Consider the following 14,892-nt stretch of genomic DNA (forward strand, 5'->3'; position numbering starts at 1 on the left):
CGAATAACTTTTCACAGTTACTCATGTTTGTTCGCCGTTTGCGGTTGAGGTTTTCACAATAACTTTCATGTGATGATGCCCTGCCTACTGCACCATGAAACACACGTGTAAATTGAGTGGTTATTTTTAACCAGTTTTCTGGGGATATATTTAATCTTTCTAGTAAAGGAAGACTAGAATTATCAATATGCCCTCGTTTATCCTCCCGTACTATTCGTCCTGTTAACTCAACAAGTTCAAGGTATGATTTAACCTCAAATGGCAGTCCTTTAGGCATTATTTGACGCGACATACCTGCAAAGCGAAGTAACTGTTTAGGTTGCTTACCTTCTGTCGCGCTTGTTAAACATTTTTGAACACTGGTATGGTCAGACTCTTCTAGGGTATTAGCCATTTTCGCTCTAATGGGGTTTAAGTCTACATAGGCCATACATGCTGCAAGTGCTGCTTCGTCTAACAAAGCTTGTGATTTAAAGCGACCTTCCCACAAAGTTGTAAGGAACAACTTTGAACGCCTTAGGCGGCCCGAAGGGTGAGCGCCATGGATGGCAGCGAATAAAACCGGCCTGTGCAGTTGTCTTCCTTATTCGCTTTGCGCGCTATATCTTCATTTAGCAACCGCATAAACCAGCTAATGTTTGATAAGCGTTCGCGATACTGTTTGACCGTTTGATTAAAAAAGATGAGCTCTGATTTGCTTAGCTTCTCACCTTGTACGTATTTCTGCGTTAGCAAGGTGCCTTTACACAGTTTATGCCAGCGCATAACAATTGCTTTGTCATTCAACCTGTTTGCTTTTTTATCATCAACATAGAGTACTAAGTGGCTGTGGTTACTCATTACGGCATAAGCACACACATCAATACAAAATACCTTGGCTAACTCTAATAGCTTATCTTCAACCCAACCTCTGCGGTGTTCGTAGGATTGGCCAGTAAAATGATCTTCACCACATAAAAATGCACGCCGAACGCAACGTGAAATACAGTGATAATACTTTGTATCTGCCAAACTTACTTGCCGTTTTCTTGCAGTAGCCATATTTCACCCTATTTGTTTTTTATACTAATTAAACTTTAGTAAAAAATTGACGAAATACAAACTTTAGGATGGGTGTCTTCTCTATTTTGCTAACGATATTCGTAAAAAACATTATCAATAATGCTGTTAGCAGCTTTACTAGAAAGTTGACTGTCAAACCATCTTTGCTGTGACACAACTTTACAGTTTGGACACTTAAATTTTTTACTTTTGAATTCAGGAATCATTTCCAGCAGATACTCCAGTTTGATTTTGCATATAACGCCTTACTAAGCGGCGCAAAATTGTTGGCTAAAATGTACGAGGAACGAGTGCTAGCCAACTGTTTAGCGTCCGTTTGAGTAACTTGTTATATGCTTGTATGACAAAGTGTTTCTATCATTTTTTCTATATAGGTTACAACTTGTTCAATTTGACTTTTAAAATTGTCTACACTTATGTAGTCAACACCTCCAAGAGTCTCTTTCCCTTTTTTATCTGATGCATATCTAAAAGAAAATGAATCTTCATCAATTTGGTTAAATTGATTAACAATAATGCGCTCTTTATGTGATGTTGAGGTAAACACGAGAGTTATATTCTCTTGTTTTATAAAAGTATCATATTGTTTTATTGCGGCGTCCCAAAGTGGCAGTAATTTGTGCTGTGCAAGAATATTGTCATTTCTTTTATAGCCTAATTTATTATCTAACTCACGAATAAGGTCTTTTAATGTTAACTCTATATATTGCCGATAAAGAAATACAACAGGAAATACCAAAGTATCTTTTTCAGTTGTTGATCTACCACCATAATCTAAAGTTAACTCACGCGCGGCGGCTTTATAACCTTCGTTATAGAAGGGAGACTTATTGTTCATCCATCCAATGTCTGCATTGGAGTGATCTTTTTCTATACCTTCAAATAATTTTGCCAAGTTATACTCCGTAGTTTGAAAAGCATATAACGCCCGCCTAACACGCAATGTGTTGGCATGGCTTTTTGCGTTGTTTGCCAAAACCATGACAACTTTACATTGTCGGAGTTTAGGCGCTTGTTATATTTTGTCTTTCACAATTCTAACGTGGTATAGCGTTATTTGGTCATTTACTTCACGTAAACTTGTATCTAAATCGGCGACCTTTTCTCGGACTGCTTGCATTCCACTGGAACTCGTTTGAAGTGTTTCCGCTAATTTATATTGATGTTCTATTAGCTTAAGGTAGTGCTCTTTCATTGCTAGTAAAGCATTCAATCTACCAATGTCGTTCGCACGCTTAGCTTGATTTGCTGACCACCTTGCATATAAAGCAGAAAGAGCTCCAACGATTAGAGCTATAATTGATACCACCAGAGAAGTTTCCATACACCTAGCTTCCAATAAAAATATAACGCCTACTTAAGCGGAAAAAACAGTTGGCTAAAATGTTGAACGGAGTGAAAACAGCCAACTGTATTTTTTCCGTTTGAAGTTCTTGTTATGTGCTATTTAGCTAAGCACATTTTGATAACTTCTAAAGCTAGTGCACAAGCAGCAATAATTACGGCAGCTAAAGTAAGGCGATTTAAACTTTTAGTTAACTTTGTAGATGAATCATTAGCGCTTGCTATTTCTTGTGTTAAAGCTTCAGTATTAACAGCTAACTTTTCAAGTGCTGATGCAGATCTATTTACAGATGATAAAATAGTATTTTTACTCAGAGTTTCATAAAACGTTTTTTCAACGTCAGCTAAAGTTCTTTCTGAATTATCTGAATCTTTCAATGAAACCTCCATGGCACATAACGCTTTGCTAAGCGGAAAATAATGGTTGGCTATAATGCGCGTAGCGCAAGCCAACTGTTATTTTTCCGTTTGAGCAACTTGTTAGTTGTTTCGTTAATTGCAAAACACTTCAAGCATAGGTGTCGACTTTTGTCAATCCTGACTTAACTTGATAATCCATTGGTAGTGAATGATTAAACGACAATAACTCTTTAAAAATTTCTTGGTCTGATGAACCTTGTGATTTCATTTCATTGAACAACTCGATTCGTTGTCCCGTCACTTTTGATGCGACTTCATCAAACTCTTCGGACATACCCGCCCAATTCTTGTACGCTACAGGATCAGAAAGTGGGGGGGCGTCATTTAAATTCATCAATAACTTATCAGGTATAAATGCAACGACTTCAGCCATTTCTTTAGCGAATAAAGGATCTGCTTCGACATCCGGAATGAATGTATCCAAGCCATGTCGTACATTTTCTGTACTTTTCGTTTCCTGTACAGTTGAAGGTACAATAGAATTTTTAACCTCGGAAGTTTTGTACTGTAATAATGAATTAGCTACGCTTAAAGTATTTGTGATCTGTGTCATAGGTCGTCTCCATAGTCAATGTCCAATATCATGCAGGAAGTGCGCCAAATTAGAAATAACTCTACTACCTTTCGGTAAAGAGAAGTCGATATATTGGATTGCCGTCGTGCGGTCTATCTTTGCCGTTTGTTGCCATTCAATGAACTAAATACTGCCTATCATTGTTAATTGCTCAATAAGGAAGATTAGATTTTTCAGCACTCCCATTACCAAACTAAATAATTGAACCACACGCAAAATAACCGTTGAGCACACAAGAACAAAAGCAATTTAACGAAATTTATGCCGACAACTAACCTTTGCGCTATGCGGCTAAGCGTAGCGTGTCCGACATAAGTGCGTTGTTATATTGCAATTAAACAGAAGAGTAAAAAAGAATGAAAACACCTAAAATTTTAGATCCGTGTTGCGGTAGTAAGATGTTTTGGTTTGATCATGATAACCCAGACGTTTTATTTGGTGATATTCGTGATGAAAGCCATATTTTGTGCGATGGCAGAAAGCTAGAAATAAAACCTGATCAAATACTAGATTTTAGAAACTTACCTTTTGATGATGGAAGTTTTAAATTAGTGGTGTTTGATCCTCCTCATTTTGTCAGAGCTGGGGATAACGGTTGGCAAAAGAAAAAATACGGAAAGCTTAACGAAAGCTGGAAAGAAGATTTAAAACTCGGTTTTTCAGAATGTTTTCGTGTGTTGGCCACAAATGGTGTTTTGATTTTCAAGTGGAACGAAACACAGATTAAAACAAGCGAAATATTAAAGCTAACCGATGAAAAGCCACTATTTGGTCACGTGTCAGGAAAGCGAGCTAATACGCATTGGGTTTGTTTTATGAAAACAGCAATAAGCACAAAGCTCGATATTGCAATATAACAACTTTATCAAAGGACACTTTCCTCTTTTTATGAGCAATGTATGTCCTATTATTTATTCTTATAATTAATAACAAATACTGTAACACATTGCCAGCTTTAAACTTTAAGTCGGGCTGTTCTTTTAATAATGTGTAAAAAAAGGAAAGTGTCCTTATTTCTTGACTTAGAAGGAAAATCACCAACACTGTATATAAACACAGTTAATAGCATTTAAAATGAAAACTAAATCCCCTTTTCTTAATAATCTTATCGACTATATGTATAGCCATCACTATGCTAAAAAGTCTATTGAAACTTATGTATTTTGGACTAGTGCCTATATCCATTTCCATAATAAGCGTCATCCAGCCAGTATGGGGAATAATGAAGTAGAAATATTTTTAAATCACCTAACAGTCACTAAGAAAGTGGCAGCGAAAACACAAGCAACCGCTTTAAATGCACTTGCTTTTTTATATAAACATATTATTAGGAATGAGCTTTCATTAGATTTAAATTTCATTAAGAGTAGCCGTCAGCAGAAACTTCCTGTCGTACTTACACAAGCTGAGGTATCGCTATTTTTTAAACATATAAATAAACGACATTATTTGATAGCAAGTTTACTATATGGAAGTGGTTTAAGGCTGATGGAAGCAGTAAAAATAAGAGTTCATGATATTGACTTCGACTATAAAAACATACGCATTTGGAACGGAAAAGGTAATAAAAATCGTATTGTGACACTTGCTGAAGAATTAATACCAATGCTAAGAAATCAAATAATTCAAGTTGATGAATATTTACAGTTAGATTTAAAAAATGATGCGTACGCCGGTGTATGGATGCCTTATCGACTTAGTAAAAAATACCCAAGTGCTAATAAGTCATTACAATGGCAGTTTCTGTTCCCATCACATAAATTAAGTACAGACCCTGAAACAGGAGAAATAAGACGCCACCACTTAGATCATTCAGGGGTAAGAAAGGCAGTAAAATTGTCTTCGGCAAGAGCACAAATTAATAAACATGTTACACCGCATACCTTACGCCATTCGTTTGCAACGCATTTACTCCAAAATGGCGCTGATATTCGAACGGTTCAAGCGCAATTAGGCCATAGCGATGTGCGAACAACTCAGATATATACACATGTTTTACAACAAGGTGCCAATGGCGTGGTGAGTCCATTTTCGAGATTATCATAGGTAAAATCAAGGTATTTTATTTATGTATAATACGCAATATAAAATCGCTGATACATAACTTGATACAGCATTAATATTTTAAATTTCCATAAAAGCCACGGCTATAAACCGTGGCTTTTGAGTGCTCAGTATTACTGATTAAACAAACTTACTTTAGTGCTTTTTCAACCACTGGGTAGTGATCCCATACGTGTTTGTCGCTTAATGAGCGTACCAGTTTAACGTACTCTGCATGTGTCCACGCAAGTGGTGTGGCAGAGTTGGTGCCCTCGCCAAGTTGGTAGCCTGCTTTGTTGTTGCCTACGCCATCCCATACTTGCTCAGGTAGCATCATGCCTTCGTTGGCAAACTGCTCTAACCCTTTCACATAAGTGTTTTTAATAGATTGTTGCTTGTCTGCGTTTAACGATTGTGTGGCATTTGCAGCGGCTATTTCATAATGACCGCGCTCACCAGTGAAAAACGGCCATACACGACCACGTTGCCCAGGGGTATTTTGCCCGCCTTCGGCGTAGTTGGTGCCAGTTACTTCGTCTTCGCCATAACCGTCATTACCATAGCGGCGATAGCCTGGAAATGAACCGCTGCCATCGCTAAACTGGTAGCTGTATTTAACTTGTAAATTATCGGCTAATGTTTCATCGTCATACTCAGGTAGGGTTTTTACAATACTTGGGGCGAGTGCATCGCGCACGCCATAACGTACTAGCTCTAAAAAGCCACCGTCTAAAATTTGCTTTTTATTAAAGCCTTCGCGGCCATTATTGGCATTAATTTTAGTATTTGAATTGGCGTCTTTATCTTGGCCGATACGAATAAAATACTCACCGTCTGAATTGCTTGATTCTAAATTACCTGCGGTGGTGAACATCATGCTTTCAATATCACTATTGTATTTTTTAGCGGTTTCAAGGTATCGCTTAGCGTTTTTGTCATCACCAGCAAGTGTAGCAATATCAGCGGCGGTAATTAAACCTGCTACAACAGCAGCGGTTGTTGAAGGTGAGTAACCTTCTTGCTCTTCCCAGCGCTCTTGTTGTGTGGCTGGCGGCGTGATTTGCATGTCGTTCCACAAAATTTTAGCAAGACCACCATCAACTAAAAAATCAGCAGCAGGTTTTAACATACGGCCGTACCAATCAGTTAGCTCTGCATCGGTTAACACATCGGCTTGGTGCAGTTTCCACGCAAGCATAATAGGCATGGCTGTTTGGTCAAGCTGTACGCCTACCCATTCAAGCTCACCGTCAACGTGCGTTTTTTGTAAAAACCAGCCAGTATCGCCATTGTTGCCTGGTGTATTAGCGTTTACTTGTACTTTTTCAAGGTATTCGAATGCAGTTTTAGCCGTGGCGGTATCGCCCATTGCCATAAAAGCCATGGCTACTTGATAAAAGTCACGTACCCATACCGCTTTGTAACCGGTTGAACCCGTTTTTGCTGATACTGTTTCGCCCCACGGATTTGATAACGACGCAATAAGCGCGCCCGCATGTGTTTTGTCTTCTTGCGCTTTTAACACCATGGCACTGGTGTAAAGAAGTTTACCGTTATCAGCCGTTTGCGCTGTCATGGTGTTAATTGGTGCAAGGTTTTGTAGGTAATCTTGCCAGCCCAACGCTTCGCCTTTACCATTATAGTTATCAAGTACTTGTTGATAGCCACGATTTAAGCTGGCTTGACCTTCTTTAAAGCTTGTTTGCTCGTTGTTACCAAAACTCAGAGTTAAATCAAATTGGCTGTTTTTGCCAATCTCACCCAACTCAGCGAGTAAGCTCACATTACCTGATTGCTCACCGGTGTTGGTATAAACATTATTTAGTTGCTGTGAGGTTTTAAGATCACTTAGGCCATCGCTCTTGCCTGTAAAACCAACACTGGTTTGTTTAAACGGTTTTGCGCCTTGCAGTGATAAGTAATTATCACCCTGCCAAGCAACCAAGCCTTGCTCCGTTGTTTTTGCAAAGTCATCAAGGCCGTTGTTATTTATATATGGGTTAACCGTTACATAGGCTTTAACGCCTTCAAGCTTGGTATTAAAAATACTGCGTACAAACAAGGTTTGGCCATCTGGGTCGGTAAATATGTGTTTTTCTAGGCTAAAGCGGCCTTGCTTGTCACTGCTGGTTACTTTGTAAGCCAGTGATAACGGGCGACCTTGCGCATCTTTGTATAAATAATCAATCGTAACATCAAGGTCGTCGGCTTCTGTGACGGTAAAGTCTTTACCGACGACCACAAACTGCATGTCTTTAATTTGCGCTTGGTGAATAAGCCCAAACATGGTTTCAGTGATCATGCCTTTAGCAATCGAAAACCATACTTTTGATACTGTGCCTGTTGCTGCATTATCGCTGTATGCGCCGTTTTGGTATTGCTCAAATGACGTGCCAATACCGGTTTTACCTGAGTATGCCCAAAATGGCTCTGCGCCAGGCGCACCCGGTGCTGATAATTGCGAAGTGACGTGTGTATCTGTTTTTGCTTGTTCTGTGCTGCAAGCTGTTAAACCGAGCATAAGTAAACTTGTGGTGATGATGTTGTATTTTTTCATTTTTTACCCTTAATTCTTTCTCTTAGTGATAGAGCGTGCAAACGTTACTGTGTGTGCTTAACACGCAACACAGCAACAGCCGCCAATACAAATGACACAGCGCCTAGCACTAATGCATATATAGGTTGATTCTCAAAAAAGTGACGTAAAATGAGGCCAAGTACGCTAGCTGCCAGTAATTGTGGGATCACAATAAAGAAATTAAAAATCCCCATATATACGCCCATTTTGTGGCTCGGTACTGAGGTACTTAACATGGCGTACGGCAGTGATAAAATAGACGCCCACGCAAAACCAATGCCTATCATTGGCCAAATAAGTAACGTTGGATCTTTGATGACAATAAAGCTAACCAGCCCTAGCGCACCTAATATTAAGTTGATGGCATGCGCGAGCTTTAAACCCACACGTTTTACGATGATCGGGATACATAACGCGGCAATTGCGGCAAAACCGTTGTAAGCAGCAAACAAAATACCGACCCAATCAGCGCCGTTATTGTACGCCGCAGAGCTGGTATCGCTGCTACCATAATGAAAACTGGTCACCGCTGACGTGGTGTAAATCCACATTGCAAACAGTGCAAACCAACTAAAAAACTGCACCCAGGCGAGTTGCTTCATCGCCTCTGGCATAGTGAATACGTCATTTACTACTTGGTAAAAACCGCCTGTCGTTGCTTGCTTTGCCTTAAGTGCACCCGCAATAAATTGAATAACGCCAAAGCTCACTAAGCCACCAGCTAGTAGGTAAAGCTCTTTTTCAAGACTTAGCCCTGTTACAAGCCCAAGCACAGCTAAACCAAGTACAGTAAAAATAATACCGCCTTTCGTAAAGTTAACTGTATTGGTTATATTTTGTGGTTCATCAGCGCGGTCTTGCTCGTTAAATTTAGCCAGTTGCTCAGGTGAATATTCTTTGGTGGTTAGAATCGTCCAGCCAACGGCAATTAATAAAATGACTCCGCCAAAGTAGAATGAATACTTCACAGAATCTGGAATTTGCCCCAGTGGTGCGGTATTAGCAATATCAAACCAGTTGGTCATCATCCACGGTAATGCTGACGCCACAACCGCACCTACACCAATAAAAAAGCTTTGCATGGCATAGCCCGTTGCTCGCTGTTTTTTTGGAAGATTATCGCCCACTAAAGCACGAAATGGTTCCATGGTTACGTTGATAGAAGCATCCATGATCCACAGCATACCTGCCGCTATCCATAATGTAGGAGAGTTAGGCATAATAAACAGTGATAAGGTCGTTAAAATAGCGCCGTATAAAAAGAACGGACGACGACGCCCTAGTTTGCCCCAGGTTTTATCGCTCCAATACCCTATGATTGGCTGCACAATTAAGCCTGTTAACGGCGCTGCCACCCATAAAATAGGAATGTCATCAACGTTTGCACCCAATGTTTGAAATATTCGGCTCACGTTACCGTTTTGCAGCGCAAAGCCAAATTGAATACCTAAAAAGCCAAAACACATATTCCATATTTGCCAAAAGCTTAAATCGGGTTTGTTATCTCTCATCATGTGCTCCAGTGGTTAATACTGCACTGCTAAGCGCATTTAAAGTTAAACTGATTTGTGCCTGTTGTTCGGTGATATTCATCATTGCGGTTTGGTTTGCTTCAAGTAAATCCAGTAACTTAAACTCGCCACGTTCATCATTAACTAAGGTAGTCATTGGTATTTCAATGGTGACTGTGGTTTGTACGCTCGAAAAATTACTCACAAGCCACAGTTGTTGCTTGCCAATATTGCGGCTAAACGCGGCAACCTGCTCATTGCCTATTACCGTAAGTGGTTGCATGTCACCGGCCACAATTGCTGGGTGCTTACTCAGTGCCATCACTGATTTATAATATTCACGTAATTGGCTTTGTTCAGCAGTTAACGCGCCACCGTCGAATTTGCCATTGTTCATCCATGCTTGATGCGCTGGCACGCCAATATAATCAAAAATACTGGTACGGGTTGGTTTACCAAAGCCTGCATCTTCAGAGCCGTCTTCACCCACATCTTGTCCAAAATATAACAGTGTCGGAGCACGGCTAATAAGGTTTGATACCACCAGCGCTGGTTTACCTTTGTCAGCACTGCCGGCAAAGTCAGGGCTTGCGATACGTTGCTCGTCATGATTTTCTAAAAAGTGCAGCATGTGTTGTTCAATATCTGCAACGGCTTGCTGTGGTGCAAAAATGCTGTTTGCAGCTTGCTTGCCTTGCATAACGCCTTTAAGCGTGTCGTAAAAGCCTACTTTGTCGTAGAGGTAATCCATCTTCCCTTGATGAATATAAGGGCGGTATAAAGTTGGGTTGTATACTTCGGCTAGCAAAAATGCATCTGGGTTATGCATTTTAATCGACGAGTTTAAAAAACTCCAAAACTCCACTGGTACCATTTCAGCCATATCATAGCGAAAGCCATCTACGCCTTTATCAAGCCAGTACAGCGCAATGTCTCTAAATTTGTACCAGCTGTTAGGTAAATCTTTGTCTTGCCAAAACTCAAAGTGGGCACGTAAATCTTTATTGGCATAATCGCTTGGTAAAGTGGGAAAGTCATAACTGCCGTCAGGTTTCACCCCATAGTTAACTTTAACTGTTTCGTACCAGTCGTTTATATCTGGTTTAGCAGCACGCGCGCCGTTACCCGTCCACTTTGCGGGTGTTTCATCAAATAGGTTATCGGCTAATGGATGCGTGTTACCACCAAGTACTTGGTAGCCTTCGCTGGTTGGCACTTGAAACGACTGCCCTGTTACATAATAAAAGTTATTATCGCGAGCATACTCTACGCTGGTGTCATCTTGTTCACCAAAGTCTTTTACACCAGCAGGTTTTGCGCTTGATTGATAATGGCGCGCAACATGATTTGGCACGATATCAATAACTACTTTCATTCCATGTTGATGAGTGCGCTCTATTAATGTTGAAAACTCTTCTAATCGACGTTCAGGGTTTATTGCTAAATCTGGGTTTACATCGTAATAGTCTTTAATCGCATAAGGTGAGCCTGCACGCCCTTTTACAACATCAGGGTCATCTTGGCTAATTCCATACTGGCTGTAGTCGCCCACTAATGCGTGATGTAACACACCGGTATACCAAATATGAGTTGTGCCAAGCTCTTTAATACCCGCTAAAGCCGCATCATTAAAGTCACTAAATGTGCCTACACCATTTTGCTCTTTTGTGCCCCAAGGCACATTGGCCGTTTGCGTATTACCAAACAGACGGGTAAACACTTGGTATACCACTGGCTTTGAATGTTCACTAAAGTGCTGCTTTGCAACTTGTTGCTCATTTGCTTTAGGCTCAGGTTTCTCAGAGCAAGCAGTTAAAAGTACACTGCTAGCTAAAAGCAACGAGCCGTACTTAAGTGAGCTAATTGTGGTTTTGTTTGTTGTCATAATCTTCTTACTTATCCAGACGGTTTAACAAGATGTAATTAAACCGTCATTTTTATTATAGCTATGATATTAATGTGAACTGCCGATGACTGACAGTATTTGCATACGTATTCACGTTATTCAATCACCAATACAACGGCGCTCATCGCAGGTAAGGTGAGCGGTTTGGTTAGTTTCACTTTTTGCTTGTTGAATAAGCCGGTTGCACTTTTATGGTTGCCTATAACTTCACGCATGTAATCTAACGACCACGTTTTAGCTGTGGTATTTTTATTTAAAAACACCAACACAGTTTGTTGTTCGCTAACACGGGCGTAGCTATACACCCCCTCTTTTGGGCTAAAGTGTGTCAGCTTTCCTTTTGCAATCGCGGGGCTGTTTTTTCTAAAGTTAAGCAGTGTTGTTATGGTTTGCTGCATATCTACTTGATCAGCGTTTAGGCCTTGGCCTGTAAACGCGTTCGTTTTTTGTCCTGCAAAGCCACCGGGAAAATCAATACGTATATCACCATGGTCGTTACTGCCCGTGTTATCTAATAGCACCTCAGTGCCATAATACATTTGGGCAATACCACGCGTGGTAAGCAACATGGTCATCGCCATTTTGGTTTTTGCTAGGTCTTGTTCAAGCTCTGTATAAACGCGACTCATATCGTGGTTATCTGCAAACACGAGTAAGTTATCTGGGTTTGGGTATAAAAAATCATTCGCCAAAGACTCATACACTTTGACCCAACCTGTATTCCAGCTTTCGTCTTCATTAAGTGCTTGAATGAGCGATTCTTGCAATGAAAAGTCCATTACACTTGGCAGGCTTGACGTATAGCCATCGCTATTTATTTTTCCAGCTTGCCAGTACGAAGCAATCGCAGGGTTTGAAGTCCACTCTTCGCCCACAATATTAAATGCGGGGTACTCAGTCATAATCGCTTTGGTCCAATCGGCTAAGAATGCCTTGTCTGAATATGAATAAGTGTCAACGCGAATACCGCTTAAGTCGGCGTATTCAATCCACCAAATCGCATTTTGGATAAGGTAAGTAGCTAATAAAGGCTGACGCTGATTTAGATCAGGCATGGTTGAGACAAACCAGCCATCACTAAACTGGCGTTTATCAAACTCACTGGCATGCGGGTCTTGAATTGTTTGCCGCGCGTGGCTTGTGGCATTTTTACCGTTTGCAAAATCACCATTAAAATTTATCCAGTCAGCGGTGGGTTTATCTTTCATCCACACATGCTCTGAGCCAAAATGATTCAGTACTAAGTCCATTACCAAGCCGATGCCGTGTTGCTTAGCAATAGATGATAACTCACGGTAAAGTTCATTTGAGCCCATACGTGAGTCTATGTTGTAAAAGTCTGTTATGGCATAACCATGGTATGAGTAGCTTGGCATGTTGTTTTCAAGCGGTGGAGTCAACCATAACTGCGTGACACCTAATTCATCTAGGTAGGGTAATGCATTGATAATACCTTGAATATCGCCACCATGACGCCCCCCTCGCTCACTTGGGTTTGCAGCCTCCGACATACCGCGTACCGAGTCGTTACTGCTATCGCCATTGGCAAAACGGTCAGGGTTAATTAAATAAATGGTATCGCCACTATCAAAGCCTTGGCGCTCTGCACTTTGCTTATCGCGTGCAAGTAGTGGGTATTCAAACTGTTCACCCGTTTGGCTTTTAAAGAGTAACATGCCCGGCTTGGCACTTGGGCTAATATCAAGGTTTATAAAGGCGTAATTTACATTATCAGTTTTGGTAATACTTTTTAGCTCAACGCCTGAGTATGGCACCATTTGCCACTGCTGTTTTGCAACCTCAGTTTCATGCAACATGATTTGCAATGAGCCGTTTTGCATGCCCACCCACCAATTTTGTGGTGATACAGTCATTGCATTAGCTGTTAACGCTGTGGCTAGACAAGTCGTTAATAATGAGCTGGCTAAAAGTGTGTGAATGAGTTTGTTCATTTTAATTGTTTTTCATCCTGTGTAAAAATTCATTATGGGTCGGCAATTGGTTTACTGTACCGTCAATTAAGGTTTTTAAATTTGTAAATAGCTCTGCTAATTGCTCGTCGTTGAGGGCATTGGCTAAAGGGTGAAAATCTTCGGCAATAAGGCCTTGTCCTATCATGACTTGTTGCCACGCAACTTCGGCAAATAGCTCGTCGTCTTGACGTATAATTTTGCCTGTGGCTTTAAAAAGCTCGATTTTCTTTTGCAGAGTGTCTGGAATACTCATTTGCTTACATTGACGCCAAAATGCACTGTCAGTGCGTTCGGTTAATTTGTAATGCAAAATGATAAAATCTCGTATGCGCTCAAATTCTGTTTGGCTTTGTTGGTTGAAGGTATCAACCAAGGTTTCATCAATTCCGTTATGCGGGAAAAGCTTAATTAGCCGAATAGCTGCCGTTTGAATTAAATGAATACTGGTTGACTCTAATGGTTCTAAAAAGCCACTCGATAACCCCACCGATACCACATTTTTATGCCACTGTTTACGGCGACGCCCCGTTTTAAAACGAATAACTCTCGGCTCAGTGATAGGCTCGCCGGGTAGATTAGCTAATAACTGTTGTTTAGCTTGTTCATCCGTCATATGGCGGCTTGAAAACACCAAGCCATTACCAACCCGGTGCTGAAGTGGTATTTGCCATTGCCAACCCGCATTGTGGGCAATTGAGCGTGTGTAAGGAACGGGATCAGCTGCGCTTTTAGTTTGTACTGCAATTGCACTATCACACGCTAACCAATGCGACCAATCTTCAAAACCGGTATTGAGGGTTTGCTCAATTAACAAGGCACGTAACCCAGTACAATCAATAAATAGGTCACCGGATATTGACTGCCCATCATCAAGCGCTAAGGCGCGAACAAAACCGCTCTCTTCACATTGTTTTACGGTGGCTATTTTACCTTCAATACGTTTAACGCCGCGCGAAATTGTAAGCTCTTTTAAAAATTCGCCATATAGGGTGGCATCAAAATGGTAAGCATAGTTTAAGCCTGTAAGCTGTGTGTTTGGTATATGCGTTAAGTGGGCAAACTTATGCTGTTTGGCAGCTTGGTAATTGAGGGAAAAGTCCCAAAAGTCTGACGCTGTACCTTGTTGCTTGGCCCTTAACCAAAAATGGTAAAATTCACAAAATGGAAAATCTTTGCCAATATCGCCAAAGGCGTGCATATATTTATGATTTTGCTTTTGCCAGTTTTCAAACTCGATCCCCAATTTAATCGTCGCTTGGGTTGCTTTAATAAACTCGTTCTCTGGTATACCTAATGCCGCATTAAGATGAAGTATCGGCGGAATACTCGCCTCACCTACGCCTACAGTACCTATTTGATCTGACTCAACAAGGGTAATGTTAACAACCTTGCCGAGCACTTTATTAAGTAGTGCTGCGGTTATCCATCCAGCCGTGCCACCGCCCGCTATTACCACGTTTTTTATTTGTTTATTCTGCATA

At 40.7% G+C, this 14,892-nt stretch carries 11 protein-coding genes and 1 pseudogene; 2 read left to right on the forward strand and 10 right to left on the reverse strand.

The window, feature by feature from the left end; all coding sequences use genetic code 11:
• From AAEU30_RS11110 to AAEU30_RS11130, 5 genes and pseudogenes are all read right to left on the reverse strand, one after another.
• Nucleotides 1–1,041 (reverse strand): annotated as a pseudogene (locus tag AAEU30_RS11110) (transposase); the annotation flags it as partial.
• Nucleotides 1,042–1,390: 349 nt separating this feature from the next.
• The gene (locus AAEU30_RS11115; protein WP_421960567.1) at nt 1,391–1,957 is read right to left on the reverse strand and encodes a hypothetical protein; all 567 of its coding nucleotides are present in this window, start codon (nt 1,955–1,957) and stop codon (nt 1,391–1,393) included.
• 120 nt (nt 1,958–2,077) lie between these two features.
• Nucleotides 2,078–2,386, reverse strand: a complete 309-nt coding sequence (locus AAEU30_RS11120; RefSeq protein ID WP_200911295.1) for a hypothetical protein — start codon at nt 2,384–2,386, stop codon at nt 2,078–2,080.
• Between the two features lie 119 nt (nt 2,387–2,505).
• Nucleotides 2,506–2,784 carry a hypothetical protein gene (locus AAEU30_RS11125; RefSeq protein WP_421960568.1) on the reverse strand — a complete coding sequence of 93 codons (279 nt, stop codon included), beginning with the start codon at nt 2,782–2,784 and terminating at the stop codon, nt 2,506–2,508.
• Between the two features lie 130 nt (nt 2,785–2,914).
• Nucleotides 2,915–3,379, reverse strand: coding sequence for a hypothetical protein (locus tag AAEU30_RS11130; protein WP_421960569.1), 465 nt, complete (start codon nt 3,377–3,379; stop codon nt 2,915–2,917).
• 377 nt (nt 3,380–3,756) lie between these two features.
• Between AAEU30_RS11130 and AAEU30_RS11135 the strand changes: the two genes are divergently transcribed.
• Together AAEU30_RS11135 and AAEU30_RS11140 are read left to right on the forward strand one after the other, a co-directional pair.
• Complete coding sequence (locus AAEU30_RS11135; RefSeq protein WP_421960570.1) at nt 3,757–4,257, forward strand: hypothetical protein; 501 nt, start codon at nt 3,757–3,759, stop codon at nt 4,255–4,257.
• Nucleotides 4,258–4,474: 217 nt separating this feature from the next.
• The gene (locus AAEU30_RS11140) at nt 4,475–5,446 is read left to right on the forward strand and encodes an integron integrase (protein WP_421960571.1); all 972 of its coding nucleotides are present in this window, start codon (nt 4,475–4,477) and stop codon (nt 5,444–5,446) included.
• A gap of 148 nt (nt 5,447–5,594) precedes the next feature.
• Here AAEU30_RS11140 and AAEU30_RS11145 read toward each other — a convergent pair whose 3' ends face one another.
• From AAEU30_RS11145 to AAEU30_RS11165, 5 genes are all read right to left on the reverse strand, one after another.
• A complete protein-coding gene (locus tag AAEU30_RS11145) occupies nt 5,595–8,000 on the reverse strand; it encodes a glycoside hydrolase family 15 protein (RefSeq protein WP_421960572.1) in 2,406 nt (801 codons plus the stop codon).
• Between the two features lie 44 nt (nt 8,001–8,044).
• Nucleotides 8,045–9,532 (reverse strand): MFS transporter, encoded by a 1,488-nt coding sequence (locus AAEU30_RS11150; RefSeq protein WP_421960698.1) that lies wholly within the window; start codon nt 9,530–9,532, stop codon nt 8,045–8,047.
• Nucleotides 9,522–11,417 carry an alpha-amylase family protein gene (locus tag AAEU30_RS11155; protein WP_421960573.1) on the reverse strand — a complete coding sequence of 632 codons (1,896 nt, stop codon included), beginning with the start codon at nt 11,415–11,417 and terminating at the stop codon, nt 9,522–9,524. The genes AAEU30_RS11150 and AAEU30_RS11155 overlap by 11 nt, the downstream gene beginning before the upstream one ends.
• A gap of 116 nt (nt 11,418–11,533) precedes the next feature.
• On the reverse strand, nt 11,534–13,390 hold the full coding sequence (locus AAEU30_RS11160) for a glycoside hydrolase family 13 protein (protein ID WP_421960574.1): 1,857 nt from the start codon (nt 13,388–13,390) through the stop codon (nt 11,534–11,536).
• A 1-nt stretch (nt 13,391) separates the two neighbouring features.
• The gene (locus AAEU30_RS11165; protein ID WP_421960575.1) at nt 13,392–14,891 is read right to left on the reverse strand and encodes a tryptophan halogenase family protein; all 1,500 of its coding nucleotides are present in this window, start codon (nt 14,889–14,891) and stop codon (nt 13,392–13,394) included.
• Nucleotide 14,892: the final 1 nt, after the last annotated feature.

The organism is Pseudoalteromonas mucoides (genome assembly GCF_049257175.1).
GTDB lineage: Bacteria > Pseudomonadota > Gammaproteobacteria > Enterobacterales > Alteromonadaceae > Pseudoalteromonas.

Coding starts and splice junctions, on each gene's coding strand:
- AAEU30_RS11120 (WP_200911295.1), bottom strand. CDS start 2,386: ATGGAAACTTCTCTGGTGGTATCAATTATAGCTCTAATCGTTGGAGCT.
- AAEU30_RS11130 (WP_421960569.1), bottom strand. CDS start 3,379: ATGACACAGATCACAAATACTTTAAGCGTAGCTAATTCATTATTACAG.
- AAEU30_RS11135 (WP_421960570.1), top strand. CDS start 3,757: ATGAAAACACCTAAAATTTTAGATCCGTGTTGCGGTAGTAAGATGTTT.
- AAEU30_RS11140 (WP_421960571.1), top strand. CDS start 4,475: ATGAAAACTAAATCCCCTTTTCTTAATAATCTTATCGACTATATGTAT.
- AAEU30_RS11145 (WP_421960572.1), bottom strand. CDS start 8,000: ATGAAAAAATACAACATCATCACCACAAGTTTACTTATGCTCGGTTTA.
- AAEU30_RS11150 (WP_421960698.1), bottom strand. CDS start 9,532: ATGAGAGATAACAAACCCGATTTAAGCTTTTGGCAAATATGGAATATG.
- AAEU30_RS11155 (WP_421960573.1), bottom strand. CDS start 11,417: ATGACAACAAACAAAACCACAATTAGCTCACTTAAGTACGGCTCGTTG.
- AAEU30_RS11160 (WP_421960574.1), bottom strand. CDS start 13,390: ATGAACAAACTCATTCACACACTTTTAGCCAGCTCATTATTAACGACT.
- AAEU30_RS11165 (WP_421960575.1), bottom strand. CDS start 14,891: ATGCAGAATAAACAAATAAAAAACGTGGTAATAGCGGGCGGTGGCACG.